This window comes from Rhodococcus sp. NPDC003382, assembly GCF_053589135.1.
Window position 1 is genome coordinate 59922 of record NZ_JBSFRH010000002.1, and the last position, 19189, is coordinate 79110.

Here is a 19189-nt window from a genome sequence, read left to right on the forward strand (position 1 = left end):
TCAGCTCCTATCGGGGCAGGCCGAGGCCCCGCGTCGCGAGCACCATCCGCTTGAGTTGGGACGTTCCTCCGGCGTGGTTGGCGAAGGACTGCCGGTACCACGCCTCGGGCTTTCCGTTGAGGGGGGCGTACGACGATCCCGACCGCAGTTGACTGGTCGGGCCGAGCACCCGGTCGTAGATCTGGGCGAACAGCGGTTCGTACTCCTTGGCGGCGACCTGCTGCACGCCACCGCCCCAGGGGGTCTGGCGGCCGTGGGCGTTGTCGCCGATGATCTCGTAGGCGAGCAGACGCTGGGTCTGGACGATGCCGGCGAGTTCGGCCAGGTCGGCCTTCACGTGCGGGTCGTCGAGCTTGCCCGGGATCGCCTTGCAGTACTCGATCAGATCGCGGAGCCGGGCTTCCTGCATCGCGTAGATCGGCTCGACGGTCCCCGACGCGTAGAAGGCGCGCATGATGTACTGCCAGCCCTTGCCCTCTTCACCGATCAGCGAGGACGCCGGCACACGGACGTGGTCGAGGAAGGTGCTGGACTGGACGCCGCCGCCGTAGTTGCGCATCGGGTGCAAGGTGACGCCGGGGCTGTTCAGGTCGACGACGAAGATGCTGACGCCGGCACTCAGGCTCGCCTCGGGGTCGGTGCGGGCGGCCACGTACAGCACGTCCGACATCGGTCCCCAGGAGGTGAATGCCTTCTCGCCGGTGATGACCCACTCGTCGCCGTCCTTGACGGCCTTGGTCCGCAGGGAGCCGAGATCGGAGCCGGCGCCGGGTTCGGTCAGGCCCTCGGCCCAGAGGGTGCGCATGTTCGCGATGTCGGGCAGCAGCCGCTTCTTCTGCTCCTCGGTGCCGCCCACCAGGATGGTGCCGGCGGCGAGGAAGATCCCGACGGAGTTGATCAGGGGCGCGTCGGCCGCGTACAGCTCCTCGAGGAATATCTGATTCCAGATCGGGGACAGCCCCTTGCCGCCGTACTCCTTCGGCCAGGTCAGGCCGATCCATCCCTTGGCGGCGATCTTCTTGCTGAATTCGACTGCGATGGCCCACTGTTCGGGTGCGTCGTCGAACTCCGGGTTGAAGGCGTGTTCCTTCGGCAGCTCGGCGTCGAGGAATTCTCGGATCTCGGCGCGCCAGGCCTCGTGTTCTTCGGTCAGAGTCGGTCTCATGAGGTGGTTCCTGCCTGGAGTTCGTCGGTGCCCGCGGTCTGCTCGGCAGCACCGTTTCCGAGGTGACCTTCGGGATAGAAGCGGCGGGCCCACTTGCGGATGTCGCGGAAGCCTGCGGCTTCGGCGGTCGCGAGTCCGGGCGGCTCGGTGTAGCGCTGGTGCTCCCAGATGGCGATGTCGGCCTTCAGCTGACCCACGGCGCTGCGCTGGCGCTTGGCGACGCGGTCGGCGCCCTCACCGTCTTCCTTGCTGGCCCAGGCGGTGAACCGGAGGATCGAGGTTTCGTCGTCGACGGGCGTGACCGCGGTCAGCGAGCAGATGGCGCCGACGCCGTCGGCGTAGGAGTAGCCGAGCCCGACGCCCAGCAGTGTCGCGCGGGTGCGTCCTTCGACGAGCTCGAAGGAGCCGTCGGCGTTGCGGCGCTTGAAGTTCAGGGCCAGTTCGGTGCGGAAGGTGTTGTCACCGAATTCGCGGTGGACGACGGTGGGGATCTCGTCGGCGCGGTGGACGTACTTGAAGTGGGCGAAGTCGACGCCGTTCTCGGAGGCGTACTGCGGGTGGATCGGCAGCGCGGCGCTCTCGAAGCGGCCGGTCTCGCCCGGTTCGTGGTAGTCGTCGGCGGAGCCGCAGCCGGGGAACAGGTCGAAGAGGCTGGGCACGTCGTACGACGGGGCGCGGCCTTCGGCATCGTGCCAGAGGTACATGATGCCGTCGCGTTCGGCGGCGGTCCAGGTACCGATCTTGCGGACGCGGTTGGTGGCCTTCTGGTACGGGATGCAGGTGTTGCGGCCCTCGGGGCTCCATTCCCAGCCGTGGAAGGGGCAACGGATGTCGTCGCCGGAGACGGTGCCGCCGTGGCCGAGGTGGGCGCCGAGGTGCTCACAGTAGGCGTTGAGCACGACCAGGCGGCCGCTCCGGGTGCGGTAGGCGACCAGGTCCTGACCGAAGTAACGCAGTGGCTTCACGTCACCGGCGTCGAGCTCGGTGGACCATCCGATCTGGAACCACCCCGTCGGTTTCATCGATAACGCCATGGGTGACAATTCATCCTCCTGAACTGTTGCAACAGAAGCGCTTTCGGCACCTGCGCAGAAGACGTTCGACAACAAGGGTTTTCGTGGATCGCACACCGGCAGGCATGCGTCGGCACGCCCCTTCGTCAGGGTTCGACGCGGGGCGCCGTACCCGGGAGACCCGGTTCACCGCGATTCCGCGTCGTGACTGGCATCACTGTAGCCACCGGCTACGTTGACGTCAACAGCCCCTCGACACTTCTCTTTTTCCGCAGGTGAGAACGGGTACGGCCAAACTCCGAGGAGGACTGTCTGTGGCCAGTGGCTACAGTGCGTCTCCTCATCCTGGATGTCCGCCCCCGGCCCGACACCGGCGCGCTGCGGCCCTGCCCCATCGACCACTCGCATGCTTGACGCTCGGAGCCCACCGCCCCTAGCATCACCAGCGTCGATACCGGCGCCACCGCGGCGACCGGATTCTCCCAGCACCCCTTCGTTTCCCGCCCGTCATTCGCTGCGCCCGCGCGCACCGCACGGCGCGGGATCCCCCAGGACAGCGAGGTCGAAAGTGAAAGCGATCGTCTACGACGGCACCGACAACAAGCTGGTCGACGGTGTCACCGTCCGCGACCCCGGCCCCGGTGAAGTCCAGGTCCGCATCGTCGCGAGCGGCCTGTGCCAGAGCGACCTGAGCGTCGTCAACGGCAAGATCCCGTTCCCCACCCCCGTCATCCTCGGCCACGAGGGTGCCGGCATCGTCGAGGCCGTCGGGCCGGGCGTCAGCACGCCCGCCGTCGGCGACCATGTCGTGCTGTCCACGCTGGCGACCTGCGGACAGTGCGCCGCGTGCACCGCCGGCCGCCCGACGATGTGCCGCGAATCGTTCGGCAACCGCGAGACCCCCTTCGAACTCGACGGCACGCCGATCTACAACTACGCGGCACTGTCGACCTTCGCCGAACGCCTCGTCGTCAAGGCCGGTCAGGCGGTGCCGATCTCGAAGGACGTCCCACTGTCGACGGCGTGCCTGATCGGTTGCGCGGTGCTGACCGGCGCGGGAGCGGTGTTCAACCGTGCCCGGGTCGCGCCCGGCGACTCGGTGGTCGTCATCGGCGCCGGCGGCATCGGCCTCAACGTCATCCAGGCCGCCCGCATCGCGGGGGCCACGCCAATCGTCGCCATCGACACGAACCCGGACAAGGAAGCGAAGACCAGCCTGTTCGGTGCCACGCACTTCGTCGATGCGACCGTCGGCGACACCGTCGCCGCGATCCGGGAGCTCACCGACGGCGGTGCCGCGCACGTCTTCGACTGCGTCGGTGGTGAGGCCATCACCAGCCAGGCGATGGAGATGCTCGACTGGGGCGGGCAGCTGATCATGCTCGGTGTCGCGGGCCCCGAGGCCAAGCTGTCGGTCCCGGCGACCACCTTCTACATGGACCGTTCGGTGCTGGGATGCCGCTACGGCTCGTCCCGGCCGGGAGCCGACATCCCGAAGTACGTGGAGATGTACCGCTCCGGGCGGCTCCTCCTCGACGAACTCGTCACCAAGACCTACGAACTCGACGACTTCGCCACCCTCGTGGACGATGCCCGTGCCGGCAGGCTCGATCGTGGCGTGCTGCTGATGCCGTCCTGAATCGGCACCCCCTCGACGACACAGGCGGAAGGCCCCTTCGGGGTCTTCCGCCTGTTTTCGTGTCTTCTGGGGTCAGCGGTTGGGTCGGGCCGCGTACACGAGGAGCTTGAGCAGCTCGGTGACTTCCTGCCGCAGATCCTCCCGGCTACGCCACCGCCTGTCGGCGAGCTCGATCATGTACGGCTCGTACAGATCCCACGCCGACCCGACGACACCGATCAGTGCCGCCACCACGCTCGAATCGAACTCGGCACGCACGTGCGGCTCGACCGGGTCCTTCCAGAGTGCGTCGATGTGCGTGCGGTAGCCTCTCGCACGCGCTTCTCCGAGCAATCGATCCGGCTCGATTCCTTCGAAGATCGACCACATCAGCATCCGGCCGAACTGGCCGGAATCGAGATCGGCGCCGATGGAGTTGTCGATGGCGTCGTACACGTCCTTCTCCCCGGACAGACGCTCGCCGCCGTAGCCGACCAGCAGTTCCATCACCGCCACCAGCAGGTTCTCCTTGGTGCGATAGAACCGGTGGATCAGCCCGTACGACACATCCGCGGCAGCGGCGACCTCCCGGAGCGTCACCTTCGCAGGACCCTTGCGTGCGAAGAGGTCCGCGGCGGCGAGAAGGATGGCCTCCTGCGCTCCGGACGTACCCGGGCGGGTCGGCCTCCACTCTGCGACCTTCTTCGCAGACTCGGAGTCGGTCTCGACCTGCAGCGCCGGATTCTCCTCGATCGAGTCGGCCGTGTAGGTGCCGGCCAACCGCAGCACGTCGTCCTCGGTGTCAGGGTCCAGCAGCAGCTCGGCCGGCGTCAGATCGAATCCGTCGACCTTCGTGATCGCCCACAGGGCGATGGCAGCAGGTTCGATCTTCTCGTCGAAAGCCGCGAGGAGCTCCGGGACCTCGGGGTGGATCCTGTGATTCTCCGTGTCGAACTGCCACACCGGAAAGAGCGTCACCCCGTCGCCCGCATATCCGAGCATCTTCCGGCTCCGGACACGCTTGTTGATCGCCTGACGACTGATACCCAGGAAGCTCGCCACCTGCGGCGTGGTCCAGACGTCGTCGGCGAGGGCGGCGGCCTTACTGAGGTGCTCCATATGACGCAGACCCTATCATGATCGGCGACAGGAAGATTCGCGTGGCGAATCCGAATGCCGGCACCGGCGGTGACGGATCGGTGTTCCGATGTCGCATCCCATCCTTGCGGATCTCCCAGGCCGTGTCATCCCATCGGGTCGAACAACTCGCGCACCCATATTGACGCAGACGTAGCCAATGGCTACTGTGACGACAGTCACTGGGTCGGCGGTGGCCCGGCACGACTGCAGGCGGTCGCCGAGGTCCGTCGAACGTGAATCGGAAGTACATGCGCCTCCGTCGTCGCGGAGGCCTCGACATCTGCGCGGTCCGCTCACGAGACCCGCCTGCAACGAGTCGGAACCGAACTTTCCTCGGTGAGTACACCGGAGGACACAACCGAACAGGATCGATATGAACTCACCCGAGATCGCGCCTGCGCGAAACCTGGTCCGCAAGGCGTCGCTCGCAGGCTTCTTCGGAACTGCCGTCGAAGCCTACGACTTCATGGTCTTCACTTTTCTCATCGCCTATCTGTCGCCGCTGTTCTTTCCCAGCGACAACCCCGCGGCCGGAATCCTGAGCTCGCTCGCGGTTCTCGGCACCGGATTCCTCGCACGCCCCATCGGCGGCGTCGTCTTCGGCCGGATCGGTGACCGATACGGTCGTCGCTTCGCGCTGATCCTCACGATCTCCGGCATGGGCGGTGCCACCATCCTCATGGGTCTCCTGCCGACGCACGCCGGCGTCGGAATCGTGGCCCCGGTCCTGCTCGTACTCACTCGTATGCTGCAGGGATTCTTCGCCGGCGGCGAACAGATGGGTTCGGCCACGTTCGTCACCGAACACGCTTCCGCCAAGAACTACGGCATCCTGAGTGCGATGACCCCGGTGGGATTCGCATTCGGCAGTGCCCTCGCTCCCCTGGCCGTCGCCCTCACCACCTCCCTGACTTCCGAAGAGACGATGGCCGACTGGGGCTGGCGGATCCCGCTCCTGATGTCGCTGCCGTTGATGCTGTACGTGCTGTATCTGCGCAAGCGACTGGAGGAATCGCCCGATTTCCAGGAACTCGCCGGTACGCACAAGGTTCAGTCCTCCCCCGTGCGTTCGGTTGTCACGCGGTACCCCGCGACGTTGCTCCGAGTGATCGCACTCAGCACCTCGGTACTCGCGATCGGGTACGTGGTTCCGGCATACATGCCGCTGTTCCTGCAGCAGGAGGTCGATATGGCCCCGGGCGTCACCGCCTGGATCGCCACCGCCGGATCGACCTTCGCGATCGTCATCGGCTTCGGCGCCGGCTTCCTGATCGACAGGACCGGCCGCAGGAACACCATGATCATCGGGCTGGGCACGATTCTGGTCACGATGTTCCCGATCATGTACTTCATGAAGGCCACCGGCGGAAACCTGATCGTCACCGCTGCCGGTCACATGCTCCTCGTCGGACTGGCCGGAGCCTCCGCCGTCCCCGTCTACGCGACGCTCACGTCGGCCTTCCCTGCCGCGGTCCGCTACACGGGCGCTGCCATCGGATTCGGTCTCGGCTCGGCGATCGGTGGAGGCCTCGGCCCCTATCTCGCAGGGAAGTTCACCGCGATCACGGGCAATCCCTACGCCGCCTCCGGCGTCGTCGGCGCTGCAGCACTTCTGGGCATCGTGGTGATTGCCACCATGCCGAACAGCAACAGCAGCGCAGCACCCGAGGCCTCGCTCATCACGGGCGACACCGAATCCGTCGACGCGGAGCCGGTCGAGGAGCCTTCCCCGGCTCCGAAGATGGTCTGACACGTACCGATCGTGGCCCCGATGCACCCGCACGCATCGGGGCCACGCCCATCACACCACGGCCCCGAGGCCTCCCGTTCTCCCGATCGGAGTACCCATGTCCCAGGATTCCGCGCCGCCGCACGGTCCCGCCGAGAGCGACCGGATCATCGATTACCGCAGTCGATTCGATCTCTCACAACGCCGCTACCTCGTACTCGGTGGCGGGCAGGGAATGGGACGACAGGTCTCCCACGCCCTCGCCCAGCTCGGTGCCGAGGTGATCGTCGTCGACGTGGACCGGGACCGCGCCGACGCGGTGTGCGCCGAGCTCGGTTCCCGGGCCACCTCGGAGCAGGTCGATGCCACCGACAACTCCGACATGGCCGCGTTGGCCGAGCGGGTGGGTGAGATCGACGGCGTCGTGGACGTCATCGGCATGGCTCGCTACGGACCCTTGCTCGACATCAGCGACGACGACTGGCATTGGGAAGAGTCCATCGTCCTGCGTCACGCGGTGCTCACGCTGCGGCATTTCGGTCGCCGGCTGCGCGACCGCGGCGAAGGGTCCGTCACGTTCGTCTCGTCGGTCTCCGGTATCGGCAGCTCTCCGGTGCACGCCGCCTACGGCGTCTACAAGGCGGCGCTCGGCTCACTGGTCAGGTCCGCATCGATCGAATTGGGGCCGTTCGGTGTTCGCGTCAATGCGGTGGCCCCCGGATTCGTCGTCACACCGCGGATCTCGGCAGTGCTCGACTCCGAGGCACTCGAGAACACCCGCACCCAGATTCCGCTCCAGCGGTTGACGCTGCCGGCCGACGTCGCGAGCGCCCTGACCTTCCTCGTGAGTGACCTCGCCCGGACGATCACCGGCCAGGTGATGGTCGTGGACGGCGGAGCCACCAACAAATACCCCTACGACATGTCGGGTTTCTGAGTCGAAGCGAGCCTGCTCCGGGAAACATCACGATTGATGGTTGACGAGAAAGTAGCCAATGGCTACAGTTCTCTCAGCCGCAGTGATCGCAGTCACGTCACACAGTTCCGGTCGCGGTCGACCGGAGCACTCGTTCCTAGCGCACAAGGAGAGGAATCGATGTCCTACGCCGTCGATCCCGAATACCGGCCGATGATGGGATTCCTCCCCGAACTCGACGTCGCCGACGCCGAGAAGGCGCGCGCAGTCATCCGGTCCATGAGGACCGAAGATCCGATGACGGCCGTACCCGCAGGCGTCGCAGTGCACCACCGAACCGCACCCGCAGCCGACGGCTCCGACATCGGCCTCGTCGTGTTCGAACCGGAAGAGCGCACCGCGCAACCACTCCCGTGCGTCGTCTACTTCCACGGCGGCGGGTTCGTCTTCGGCGACGCCACAACCGACGTCCGGGTTCCGTCGGCCCTCGCCGCGAGCCTGGACGCGGTGGTGGTCTCCGTCAACTATCGACTCGCTCCGGAACACGCCTTCCCCACACCGTTCGACGACGCGTTCGACGCTCTGACCTGGGTCGCCGGCGACAACGACCTGGGGATCGACCCGACCCGGATCGTCCTCGCCGGAATCAGCGCCGGCGCCGGACTCGCCGCGGCAGTTGCACTCAAGGCCCGCGACACCGGTGGACCTGCTGTGATCTTCCAGGCGCTGGACTCCCCCGTCCTCGACGACCGCCTGCTCACGACCTCTGCCACCGAATACATCGATTCCCCGTTGTGGAACCGGCAGAACGGAATCGACAGCTGGCGCCACTACTTGGGAGCCGACGCCGACCGGACCGCCACCTCGGCATACGCCGCCCCCGCGCGGGCCACCGACCTCAGCGGGTTGCCCCCGGCCTACATCGCGGTCACCTCCTTCGATCCGCTCCGCGACGAAGGGATCGACTACGCCCAGCGGTTGACGCAGGCAGGCGTGGCGACCGAGCTGCATCTCTACCCCGGAACGTTCCACGGATCGTCCGGAGTGTTCCCGCAGGCTGCGATCTCCCAGCGGATCGACGCCGACTACACAGCCGCCATCCGGCGAGCACTGAACAGCTGAACCACGAGCATCCCGGAATCGGAGAATCATGCCGCACCGCTTCGAAGGAAAGGTCGCGATCGTCACCGGTGGCGCACGCGGACAGGGCGAACAGATCGTTCGGACCCTGGCACGCGAAGGCTGCTCGCTCGTGATCGGCGACGTTCTCGACGACCTGGGAAAGACCGTCGCCGACGACCTCGGCGAGTCCGTCGTCTACACACATCTCGACGTGACGGTCGAGGCAGACTGGGCCGACGCTGTGGCGCTGGCCGAATCGACGTTCGGCGGGCTCGACGTCCTCGTCAACAATGCGGCGATCTACCGCAAGCAGTTGCTGGAGGACGAGACAGTTGCCGACCTCGACAAGGTCCTCGCCGTCAACCTGCACGGACCGTTCCTCGGCATCCAGGCCGTCACCCCCGCGATGCGTGCCCGAGGTGGCGGATCGATCGTCAACGTGTCGTCGCTCGCCGGAACTACGTCCTACGCAGGACACGGCGCGTACAGCATGTCCAAGTGGGCTCTGCGCGGACTGACGAGGACCGCCGCGATCGAGCTCGAACCGTCGAAGATCCGGGTGAATGCCGTGCTGCCCGGCAACATTCGCACCGACATGTCGCCGACGACCGCCTCCGCCGAGACCCCGACCGGCCTCAAGCGTCAGGCCGACCCACAGGAGACCGCGAACGTCGTGGTCTTCCTCGCCTCGGACGACGCGTCCTTCGTCAACGGCACCGACGTCGTCGCGGATGGCGGCTCCCTGCTCGGGTAGCAGTCTCCACTCCCAAACTCCTCAGCAAGGCGCCCCGCCGCGCCGCTGCAGCAGATCCGATCCTTGGAGGAACATGTCCACCTCGACCCCGGAAGCCGGCCGCACCGCCGAACGCTTCGACGTCGTCGTCATCGGCGCGGGATTCAGCGGAATGTACGCGCTGCACCGTCTCCGTCAGCAGGGCCGTCGGGTCGTCTGCCTGGAAGCAGGCGACGGTGTGGGCGGCACCTGGTACTGGAACCGCTACCCCGGCGCCCGCGTGGACATCGAGTCCATGCAGTACTCGTACTCCTTCGACGACGATCTCCAGCAGGAATGGTCGTGGTCGGAGCACTTCTCGCCGCAGCCGGATCTCGAGGCATACGCGAATCACGTCGCCGATCGCTTCGACCTGCGCGAGGACATCCGTTTCGAGACCCGTGTCGACGCACTGACCTTCGACGAGTCCACGGACGAATGGCATGTCGGTACCGCATCGGGCGACCGCTTCGTCGCCAAGTACGTGATCGCGGCCACCGGCAGTCTCGACGTCTCCAACGTCCCCGACTGGCCCGGCCTGGACCGTTTCCGCGGTCAGGCGTACCACACCTCGCGGTGGCCCAAGGAGGGCGTCGAGCTCGCAGGTAAGCGAGTGGGTCTGATCGGCACCGGTTCCACCGGCATCCAGATCACCCCCGAGGTCGCTGCGGTCGCCGAGCACCTCACGGTCTTCCAACGGACCCCGAACTTCAGCCTTCCCTCACGCAACCGGAAACTGGATCCGGAATACCAGCAGGAATGGAAGGCCAACTATCCCGAGCGACGCAAGCAGATCCTCGACACCCACGGCGCAGTGCTCATGAGCAATGTCGCCGAGCAGCGTTCGATCTTCGACTACACCGAAGAGGAGCGCGAAGAAGTCATGGAGCGCGCGTGGAACGCTCGGAACGGACTCGACTTCATCCGGACGTTCACCGACACCTCCAGCAATCCGGAAGCGAACGCAATTCTCGCCGAGTTCGTGCGCAACAAGATCCGGGCCATCGTCCGCGACCGGGAAACCGCAGAACTCCTGTGCCCGAAGACCTATCCGATCGGCGGCAAGCGGATCTGCATCGACTCCGGCTATTACGAGACGTTCAACCGGGACAACGTGACCCTGATCGACGTGAGGACCCACCCCATCGAGGAGATCACCGAGTCGGGGCTTCGGACCACCGAGTCCGAGTACGAACTCGACGTGATCATCTTCGCGACCGGATTCGACGCGATGACCGGTTCGATGCTGCGGATGAACGTGACCGGCGTCGACGGAGCACGGCTCGCCGACCACTGGGCCGACGGACCGAGGACCGTCTTCGGCCTGATGACCGCCGGTTTCCCGAACCTGTTCATGGTGCACGGCCCCGGGAGCCCGTCCGTTCTGGCGCAGATGATCACCACCGGTGAGTGGCAGGTCGATTGGATCCTGCGGACCATCGATCACGTCGAGGAGAACGGGATCTCCCGTTTCGGCGCCACCCCCGCACAGGAGAGCGAGTGGGCGGCCGAAGTCGACACCGCGGCCTCGCGTACGATGCATGCCCGTACCGACTCCTGGTACACGGGTGCGAACATCCCCGGCAAGCCGCGCGTGCTGCTGATGTACGTCGGCGGTTTCCAGAGCTATTCCGATTGGTGCACCCGCGCCGCGGACGAGGGGTACACCGGATTCGAGAAGAAGCAGCGGGTACCCCTGACCTGAGTCGAACCATCGGCCCCACAGGTAGATTCACGAACACAAGTAGTCAACGGAGAGCGCAGGCGACCGAAAGTGAGCACCTTGCAGACCGTCGGTGTCGGTTACGAGCTGACCGTCACCGACGTCATCGAAGAGACCCCGGATTCGAAGTCGATCGTCCTGCGCACGCCGGAGACCTCTTGTGAACTCTTCGCGTACCGGCCCGGGCAGTTCCTGACCGTCCGGATACCGAGCGAGCGCACCGGACATGTGGCCCGGTCGTATTCGCTGTCCAGCGCCCCCGGCATCGACGACGAGTTGAAGGTCACCGTCAAACGCACCGCCGACGGATACGGGTCGAACTGGTTGTGCGACAACGTGGAGCCCGGGAACTTCCTCACCGTCCTGCCACCCTCGGGCCGTTTCACGCCGGCGGACTTCACGAACGACTTCCTGCTGTTCGCGGCAGGAAGTGGCATCACACCGATCATCTCGATCCTGAAGACCGCCCTGCTCCGGTCCGATCGTTCGGTCGTACTGTTCTACGCCAATCGCGACCGCAACTCGGTGATCTTCCACAGCGAACTCGAGGACTACGCCGCGAAGTTCGGCAATCGTCTGGCGATCCACTACTGGTTCGACGACGTCCACGGCATCCCGACCCGGGAGAGGTTCGCGGCACTGGCGACGGACCATTCCTCGCGCGAGGTGTTCGTCTGCGGCCCCGGTCCGTTCATGGACAGTGTGGCCGAAGGAGTGCGCGCGGCCGATATTCCGGCAGAGCGCTTCCATCAGGAGGTATTCGTCTCGATCTCGGGCGATCCCTTCGAAGCTCCCCGGCCGATCGTCGACGGCGATCCGGCTTCGGCGGTCGAGACGGTCGTACACCTGGACGGCGAGTCGCATCGGTTCGAGTGGCCGAGCGGCAACACCCTCGTCGACGTATTGCTGGACCGCGGTGTCGACGTCCCGTTCTCCTGCCGATCGGGTGAGTGCGGATCCTGCGCGTGCACGGTGGTTTCGGGCAAGGTCGTGATGGAGAAGTCGGACATCCTCGATCCCTCCGATATCGCCGAGGGTTACATCCTCGGATGCCAGGCGCGCCCCGACTCGGGCCCGATCGAGATCGAGTTCTGACGCCGTTCGCTCGGCGGGCCGCATGTATTGACGCTGACATGGCCAGCGGCTACAGTGATCTCCATCACGGCCCGTCGAGCGAAATATGTTTTGCTCCAACCATTTTCGTGATCATTTCGTCGCGCATCGGTATCCGGGAATCACGACCCGATCGCGTTCTGCGCCGCGGTAGACCTCCTCCAGAAAAGAGACAGCGTTGACTCGGTTGTTCGACACCCATCGGCTCGGTGAACTCGTCCTCGACAATCGTCTCGTGATGGCGCCCATGACGCGGGCACGGTGCGTCGACACCATCCCCAACGCGGAGACGGCGGAGTACTACCGCCAGCGGGCGACCGCCGGACTGATCGTCACCGAAGGCACACCGATCTCCCCGGAAGCGCAAGGCTACGTGTACGTCCCGGGTATCTGGTCGCCGGCGCAGGTCGCCGGATGGCACTCGGTCACCGACGCCGTCCACAGCGAGGGTGGGCGGATCTTCGCCCAGCTCTGGCACGTCGGCCGGTTGTCGCACGCCTCCCTCCAGCCGGAAGGCGAACAACCCGTCAGTGCAGGCGCCGTGCCCGCTCCGGAGAGCAAGATCTTCGCGTTCGACGACGACGGGAACGTCGGCTTCGTCGACGTCAGCGATCCCCGCCCGCTGAGCACCGTGGAAGTCGGTCGCGTGGTCGACGATTTCGCAAGTGCGGCAACCAATGCCGAGGTGGCCGGCTTCGACGGTGTCGAGTTGCACGGAGCCAACGGCTACCTGTTCGAACAGTTCCTCAACCCCGCGACCAACACCCGATCCGACCGATACGGCGGCTCCTACACCGATCGCGCCCGTTTCCTGCTCGAGACGGTCGACGCCGTGATCGACGTACTCGGTTCCGCCCGAGTCGGGATCCGCCTCTCGCCGTTCAGCGAACTGTTCGACATGCCCGCCTATCCCGAAGCAGCAGAGACCTATCTGTACCTGGCCGCGGAACTGTCGCGCCGCGACCTCGCCTACATTCACCTCATCGACCAGCGTCCCGCCGGCGGTCGGCTTCTCGACACCGACTTCCTCACCACCTTCCGTGCCCGGTTCCGCGGAACGATCATCCTCGCTGGGGGAATGACCCAGGAGTACGCCGACGAACTGATCGAGCGGGACCTGATCGACCTCGCCGCCTTCGGGCAACCGTTCATCGCGAACCCCGATCTCGTCGCACGCCTGCAGAACGGGTGGCCGCTGACGGCACCGGACCCGAACACCTACTACGGCGGGGGTGCCGAGGGCTACCTCGACTACCCGCGATTCACCCCGGCGACCGTGTGACCCGACAGACCGGGCACACGCGCGCCGCCAACACCAGAAGGGACCTCCATCGATGACCGAAACGACGTCGACCCCCACCCGGTGGCGTGGCCACGACCTGGGCACCCGAGTGGTCGGCTACGACGAGCGCGACGCCATCCTGTACGCGCTGGCGGTCGGCGCCCACGCCACCGACCTCGACCTGGTCTTCGAGGACCGACTCCGCGTCCTGCCCACCTTCGCCCTGACCCTGGCACAGTGGGCACCCGATGCGCTGGGCGCTCTCGGTGCGTTCGACACGAAGACCGCTCTGCACGGCTCGCAGAGCCTCGACGTCCTCGCCCCGCTGCCTCGGTCCGGGGAGATCACCATGTCGGCGCGAGTCGGAGAGGTCTGGGACAAGGGTCGCGCGGCGGTGTTCGAAGTCGTCGTCGAAAGCGACCACTTCGTCGCGACCTGGTCGCTGTTCGCGCCCGGCGCCGGCGGCTTCGGTGGCGACCGCGGTCCCTCGGCGCCGTCTGCGCCCGAGGGAGAACCGACCGTGGTCGGCACCTTCACCACCAGCCCCGATCAAGCCGCGCTCTACCGGCTCACCGGCGACCGGCACCACATCCACATCGATCCCGACGCCGCAGCGCGCATCGGACAGCCGCGCCCCATCCTGCACGGGATGTGCACGCTCGCCGCGACCACGCTGCCTCTCGCGGAGATGCTCGGCACCCACCCGGCCGATCTGAAATCCCTGTCCGGCCGCTTCGCGGCACCCGTCTTCCCCGGCGACATCGCACAGGTCCGCGCGTGGGGCGATGCGACCGACGCGCGCTTCGACGTCACGACCGACGGCGGTGCCGTCCTGACCGGTGGCCACGCGTCCTTCGCCTGATACCGACCACAATCACTACCGAAGGAACATCATGACGAGCACACGCCGCTTCGAAGGCAAGATCGCGTTCATCACCGGAGCCGCCCGCGGGCAGGGCCGCGCCGAAGCCGTGCGACTGGCAAGTGAAGGCGCCGACATCATCGCCGTCGACATCTGCAAGCCGCTCGAATACCCCGCATATCCAGGCGCCACGCCGGACGATCTGGCCGTGACCGTCAAGGAGGTCGAAGCACTCGGCCGGCGCATCGTCGCCCGCGAGGTCGACGTCCGTGACTTCGACGCACTCCAGCAGGCGCTCTCCGCGGGCGTTGCCGAACTCGGCGGTCTCGACGTCGTCGTCGCCAACGCAGGTGTCTGCACCGCCGCCACCACCTGGGAGCACGCCCTCGAGCAGTGGAAGGAGACCATCGACATCAACCTGACCGGGGTCTTCCACACCGTCAAAGCGGCCGTGCCGATCCTGCTCGAGCGGGGCCGCGGCGGTGCCATCGTCATGACCAGTTCGGTGGCAGGCCTGCGCGGACTGCCGTTCGTCGCCGCCTATTCGGCCAGCAAGCACGGCGTCGTCGGCCTGTGCAAGACGCTCGCGAACGAACTCGGGCAGCACCGCATCCGCGTCAACACCGTTCACCCCGCCGGGGTGACCACCGACATGCAGCCCGTCGAGATGCAGCAGATGATCGCCGAGCACGCCGACACCCTCGGCCCGATCTTCATGAACGCCCTTCCGGACGCGGCAACCGACGCGGAGGACATCGCCGGAACCGTCGCCTGGCTGCTGTCCGACGAAGCCCGTCACATCACCGGAGCCCAGATTCCGGTCGACCTGGGAACCCTCATTCGCTGACTATCGGAGGACCGATGACCGAACTGCCTATCCCCCAATACGATTCCGCTACCACTGTTCGCTCCGTCGAGGTCGAGATCGACGCCCCCGCGAGTGTCGTCTGGGAGGTCCTCACCGACCTCGGCAACTACCCGAACTGGAACCCCTTCTGCATCGCGGTGGAATCGACACTGGAAATCGGTGCGCCGGTGAACATGACACTGGCCGACTACTCGGGAGCCACGGAGACCTTCCCGTACACCGAATACGTCTGCGCGGTGGTGCCGGAGCGTCTGCTGTCGTGGGAACTGCGACCCACCGAGGTCTCCGCGCAGGCCGCTCGGCGCGATCAGGTCATCGAGCCGATCGACGAGACCCGGTGCCGTTACTACTCCACCGACGCTTTCCTCGGCGAGGAAGCACACCAGATCATGGCCGACAGCGGTGCGTGGGTGAAGCGCGCCTTCGACGACACCGCTGTCGCGCTGAAGAAGCGCAGCGAGGCGGTCTTCGCCGAGCGCCGCCTCGACCCGCAGTCCGTGTGACGCAGACGCCGATCACCCCACCGCACGACCACTCGAAAGGCCGACATATGGCAAACCGCATGCAGGACAAGATCGTCATCGTCACCGGTGCTTCCTCCGGCCTCGGCCGAGCGACCGCCGAACTGATGGTCGCCGAGGGCGCTCGCGTGGTGATGGCGGACGTCAACCAGGAGGCGGGTGAGGCGGCAGCGCAGGCGATCGGCGCCGAATTCGTCCGCACCGACGTCGGCAACCCGGCCGAGGTCGAGGCGCTGGTCTCCGGCACCGTCGCCAAGTACGGGCGACTCGACGTGATGTGCAACAACGCCGGAGTCCACTCCGCCGCACCGCTTCTCGACACGACGAACGAGGATTTCGAACGCGTGGTTGCCGTGAACTTCGGGGGGATCTTCTACGGGACGCGGGCGGCAGGCCGTGTGATGGCGGAAAAAGGTTCCGGTGTCATCGTCAACACGGCCTCGAACGGCGGGTACCTGCCCACCGAGGGCATGGCCGTCTACTGCGGTACGAAGGCGGCCGTGGTAGCAATGTCCAAGGCCTGCGCCCTCGAACTCGCACCCAAGGGTGTTCGGGTGAACACGATTTCGCCCGGGACGATGCTGAGCGGCATGGTTCCGGACGTGGAGGGCATCGTCGAGGTCCTCGACAAGCTCCAGCCCATCGGATACGCCGCGAATCCGTCCCAGATGGCCACGGGAATCCTGTACCTCGCCTCGGACGACGCCAACTACGTCACCGGGCACGATCTGATCGTCGACGGAGGCGCCACCGCGGGCCGAGTCGCAGTCGGAATCTGACACAGCCCCGGAAGAAACTCCGCGAGAAGGAAGCGAGTCGATGAATCGGTTCGAGAACAAGGTGGCATTGGTGACCGGCGCCGCGAGCGGCATCGGCCGTGCGGTTGCGGAACGGTTCGCCGCCGAGGGAGGCACCGTCGTCGTCGCCGACATCCAGGACGACCTGGGTTCCGCTGTTGCGCAGTCGATCGTGGCCGGCGGCGGCCGTGCCGTGTACCGACACCTGGATGTCTCGTCCGAAGCCGAATGGGACGGGGCAATCGCCGAGACGGTCGACACCTTCGGTTCCCTGGGAATCCTGGTGAACAACGCGGGTATCGCCCATCCGGACCTGATCGAGGGCACCGCTACGGAGCTCTACAACCGTGTCATCGCGGTGACGCAGACCAGCGTCTTCCTCGGTCAGCGTGCGGCAAGCTCCGCTCTGAAGTCGTCCGGCTACGGTTCGGTCGTCAACGTCAGTTCGATGTTCGGCATCGTCGGAGGCTTCGGGTCCGCACCGGCGTACGCGGCCGCGAAGGGCGCCGTGCGGACCTTGTCCAAGAACACCGCGATCGCGTGGGCCAAGGAAGGTGTCCGCGTGAACTCGGTACATCCCGGATTCATCGACACTCCCACCCTCGGGGACCAGGGACACGAGCACATGGTCGCGGTGACCCCGATGGGCAGGCTCGGCACCTCGGACGAAGTGGCCGGACTCGTTGCCTTCCTGGCGAGCGACGAGGCATCGTTCATCACGGGTGGCGAGTTCGTCGTGGACGGCGGATACACCGCGCAATAGCACTCGAGGGTGGCCGGCACGAGTGGTCGTGCCGGCCACCTCCCCGGCCTGCGTCGGGTCTCGACGGGCGCCGCGATGACTTTCGGGTCCGAAACCGGTCGACACTGGAGAAGAGATCCATTCGACCCCTGGGGAGAGATCATGACCCAGCAGACCGCCCGTGCCCTACCTCCGATCGTCGACCGGCAGACCTGGCGGGAAGCGCTCGACGACCTGCGCAGACGGGAGAAGGCCGCCACCCGTGAACTCGACGCCATCGCGGCGCAGCGCCGCAGGCTGCCGATGGTCGAACTGCCCGATTACACGCTGATCGGCCCGGACGGCCCGATTCGCCTCGTCGACGTGTTCCAGGGCCACTCGCAACTCATCGTCTACCACCACATGTGGTCCGACGGCGCGGAGTGGCAGTGCGGCGGATGCACGAGCCTCTCCACGCAGTGGACCCGGCTGGGCATCCTCGACAACTACGACGCCCGCATGGTCATCGTCACCAACGGGCCCATCGACGAGGCCCTGGCCTACAAGGCCAAGGTCGGCAACAGGATGGACTGGTACTCGTCCTCGGAGAGTTCGTTCGGCGCCGACGTCGACGCGCCGCCCGGCGGCGACTTCGCGGTCAACGTGTTCCTCCGCGACGGCGACAAGGTCTACCGCACCTGGCACACCACCGGCCGCGGCACCGAACAGCTCAGCTACACCTTCGCCCTGCTCGACATCCTGCCGTGGGGCCGGCAGGAGGAATGGCAGGACTCCCCCGAGGGATGGCCGCAATCGCCCACCTACTCCAAGTGGCTCGACTCCCCCGACGTGGCGCGGCTCTACGGTCCGGGCACAGACGCCCGGTAAGGTTCGCCGCGTAGCGGCGCCGCTCCCCCACGTGGAGGTGAGTCCGAATCACTTTCCGACACAATCCAATCGAACTGATCGAACTAATCGGCGAGATTTCGGCTGCCGATCCGGCCGGTTCCGTCCCGCAGGGGGCTCGGCTCCACCGAAGCGACATCGTCCCGCCCCGGTGAGACCTTCAGCGGGCGTACAGCCGCCGCCGGTCCATCGCTCCACAACCTCGCAGCCTTGCGGCGGTATCTCCGGCCGAAGGTCTGCATGAGAACGAAGCGCGGGACGGCGGGGATGACGTGCAGGATCACATCGCGGTCCTCCGGGGTGGCGCCGTCGACGATCCAAGGTCCTTCGGCTCCCAGCTCGACGATGCCCTTCGGTTTGACGAAGTACTCGTTCTCGACGGCGAGGTACTCGGCTGTGGTGAGGGTGGCGCCGACGACCGGCATCATCTCGAGTTCTTCACGCCGAAGGTGCGGCAACAGGACCTCGTTGAGCCCGGCCAGCGCGCCGAGCAACCGTTCCCGCGCGCCCCCATCTACGCGGTAGGCCCGGGCAGCGTCCTCCACAGCGGTGATCGCGGGAGCGATCCGCCGATGGTCGGTCGCCATCTCGTCGAGCAGTGCACTCGCGGAGGGACTCCTGGCCCGGATCAGCGGCCACAGTCCGGCATCCTCGGCGGTGTGGTGCAAGTGCAGGGCACGCATCATCCACACGATGTGGTCGGCGAGCTCTCGTCGGCGTCGCTCGTCGGGTGGTGATTCGGACACCAGTACCAGCCGGGTTCGTTCCAGATCGCGACGCAGAGCGCTGTGGACGATTCCCATGCTTCGGGTATCGGCGGGCTCATGACGCTCCATGTCCATGGCTCTCTCCTTTCCTTCGTCCGCTCAGCCCCTCGAATTCACGGAAGTCTTCTGCCGCACAACGGATTACGCCTCTTCT

General features: G+C 66.3%; 18 protein-coding genes. 14 read left to right on the top strand and 4 right to left on the bottom strand.

The features are described from left to right. Positions 1 to 7: 7 nt before the first annotated feature. Both ACWDUD_RS02225 and ACWDUD_RS02230 read right to left on the bottom strand, forming a co-directional pair. On the bottom strand, positions 8 to 1165 hold the full coding sequence (locus tag ACWDUD_RS02225; RefSeq protein WP_450108190.1) for an acyl-CoA dehydrogenase family protein: 1158 nt from the start codon (positions 1163 to 1165) through the stop codon (positions 8 to 10). After that, positions 1162 to 2187 (bottom strand): Rieske 2Fe-2S domain-containing protein, encoded by a 1026-nt coding sequence (locus ACWDUD_RS02230; protein WP_450108191.1) that lies wholly within the window; start codon positions 2185 to 2187, stop codon positions 1162 to 1164. Before ACWDUD_RS02230 ends, ACWDUD_RS02225 begins: the two co-directional genes overlap by 4 nt. A 559-nt stretch (positions 2188 to 2746) precedes the next feature. On the opposite strand from ACWDUD_RS02230, the gene ACWDUD_RS02235 reads away from it, so the two are divergent. Further along, the gene (locus tag ACWDUD_RS02235) at positions 2747 to 3817 is read left to right on the top strand and encodes a Zn-dependent alcohol dehydrogenase (RefSeq protein ID WP_450108192.1); all 1071 of its coding nucleotides are present in this window, start codon (positions 2747 to 2749) and stop codon (positions 3815 to 3817) included. Positions 3818 to 3889: 72 nt separating this feature from the next. Here the strand turns inward: ACWDUD_RS02235 and ACWDUD_RS02240 are convergent, their stop codons facing one another. Further along, positions 3890 to 4915, bottom strand: a complete 1026-nt coding sequence (locus tag ACWDUD_RS02240) for a TetR/AcrR family transcriptional regulator (RefSeq protein ID WP_450108193.1) — start codon at positions 4913 to 4915, stop codon at positions 3890 to 3892. 394 nt (positions 4916 to 5309) lie between these two features. On the opposite strand from ACWDUD_RS02240, the gene ACWDUD_RS02245 reads away from it, so the two are divergent. From ACWDUD_RS02245 to ACWDUD_RS02305, 13 genes are all read left to right on the top strand, one after another. Further along, positions 5310 to 6686 (top strand): MFS transporter, encoded by a 1377-nt coding sequence (locus tag ACWDUD_RS02245; protein ID WP_450108194.1) that lies wholly within the window; start codon positions 5310 to 5312, stop codon positions 6684 to 6686. Positions 6687 to 6783: 97 nt separating this feature from the next. After that, positions 6784 to 7602, top strand: a complete 819-nt coding sequence (locus tag ACWDUD_RS02250; protein ID WP_450108195.1) for an SDR family NAD(P)-dependent oxidoreductase — start codon at positions 6784 to 6786, stop codon at positions 7600 to 7602. A gap of 159 nt (positions 7603 to 7761) precedes the next feature. Next, positions 7762 to 8703: an alpha/beta hydrolase gene (locus ACWDUD_RS02255; RefSeq protein WP_450108196.1), complete on the top strand. Its 942-nt coding sequence runs from the start codon at positions 7762 to 7764 to the stop codon at positions 8701 to 8703. Between the two features lie 28 nt (positions 8704 to 8731). Continuing rightward, positions 8732 to 9457: an SDR family NAD(P)-dependent oxidoreductase gene (locus ACWDUD_RS02260; RefSeq protein ID WP_450108197.1), complete on the top strand. Its 726-nt coding sequence runs from the start codon at positions 8732 to 8734 to the stop codon at positions 9455 to 9457. A gap of 73 nt (positions 9458 to 9530) precedes the next feature. After that, positions 9531 to 11180, top strand: coding sequence for a flavin-containing monooxygenase (locus ACWDUD_RS02265; protein ID WP_450108198.1), 1650 nt, complete (start codon positions 9531 to 9533; stop codon positions 11178 to 11180). A 69-nt stretch (positions 11181 to 11249) separates the two neighbouring features. After that, a complete protein-coding gene (locus ACWDUD_RS02270; protein ID WP_450108199.1) occupies positions 11250 to 12293 on the top strand; it encodes a 2Fe-2S iron-sulfur cluster-binding protein in 1044 nt (347 codons plus the stop codon). Positions 12294 to 12489: 196 nt separating this feature from the next. Continuing rightward, positions 12490 to 13593, top strand: coding sequence for an alkene reductase (locus tag ACWDUD_RS02275; protein WP_450108200.1), 1104 nt, complete (start codon positions 12490 to 12492; stop codon positions 13591 to 13593). A 52-nt stretch (positions 13594 to 13645) separates the two neighbouring features. Beyond that, entirely contained in the window at positions 13646 to 14455 is an 810-nt protein-coding gene (locus tag ACWDUD_RS02280; protein ID WP_450108201.1) for a MaoC/PaaZ C-terminal domain-containing protein, read from the top strand. A gap of 31 nt (positions 14456 to 14486) precedes the next feature. After that, positions 14487 to 15302, top strand: coding sequence for a mycofactocin-coupled SDR family oxidoreductase (locus ACWDUD_RS02285; protein WP_450108202.1), 816 nt, complete (start codon positions 14487 to 14489; stop codon positions 15300 to 15302). A gap of 14 nt (positions 15303 to 15316) precedes the next feature. Then, complete coding sequence (locus ACWDUD_RS02290; protein WP_450108203.1) at positions 15317 to 15826, top strand: SRPBCC domain-containing protein; 510 nt, start codon at positions 15317 to 15319, stop codon at positions 15824 to 15826. Positions 15827 to 15885: 59 nt separating this feature from the next. Then, the gene (locus ACWDUD_RS02295; protein WP_450108204.1) at positions 15886 to 16623 is read left to right on the top strand and encodes an SDR family NAD(P)-dependent oxidoreductase; all 738 of its coding nucleotides are present in this window, start codon (positions 15886 to 15888) and stop codon (positions 16621 to 16623) included. 40 nt (positions 16624 to 16663) lie between these two features. Continuing rightward, positions 16664 to 17404 (top strand): SDR family NAD(P)-dependent oxidoreductase, encoded by a 741-nt coding sequence (locus ACWDUD_RS02300; protein ID WP_450108205.1) that lies wholly within the window; start codon positions 16664 to 16666, stop codon positions 17402 to 17404. 141 nt (positions 17405 to 17545) lie between these two features. After that, positions 17546 to 18250, top strand: coding sequence for a DUF899 domain-containing protein (locus ACWDUD_RS02305; protein WP_450108206.1), 705 nt, complete (start codon positions 17546 to 17548; stop codon positions 18248 to 18250). 83 nt (positions 18251 to 18333) lie between these two features. On the opposite strand, the gene ACWDUD_RS02310 is transcribed toward ACWDUD_RS02305, so the two are convergent. Then, positions 18334 to 19110: a hemerythrin domain-containing protein gene (locus ACWDUD_RS02310; protein ID WP_450108207.1), complete on the bottom strand. Its 777-nt coding sequence runs from the start codon at positions 19108 to 19110 to the stop codon at positions 18334 to 18336. Between the last annotated feature and the right edge of the window lie 79 nt (positions 19111 to 19189).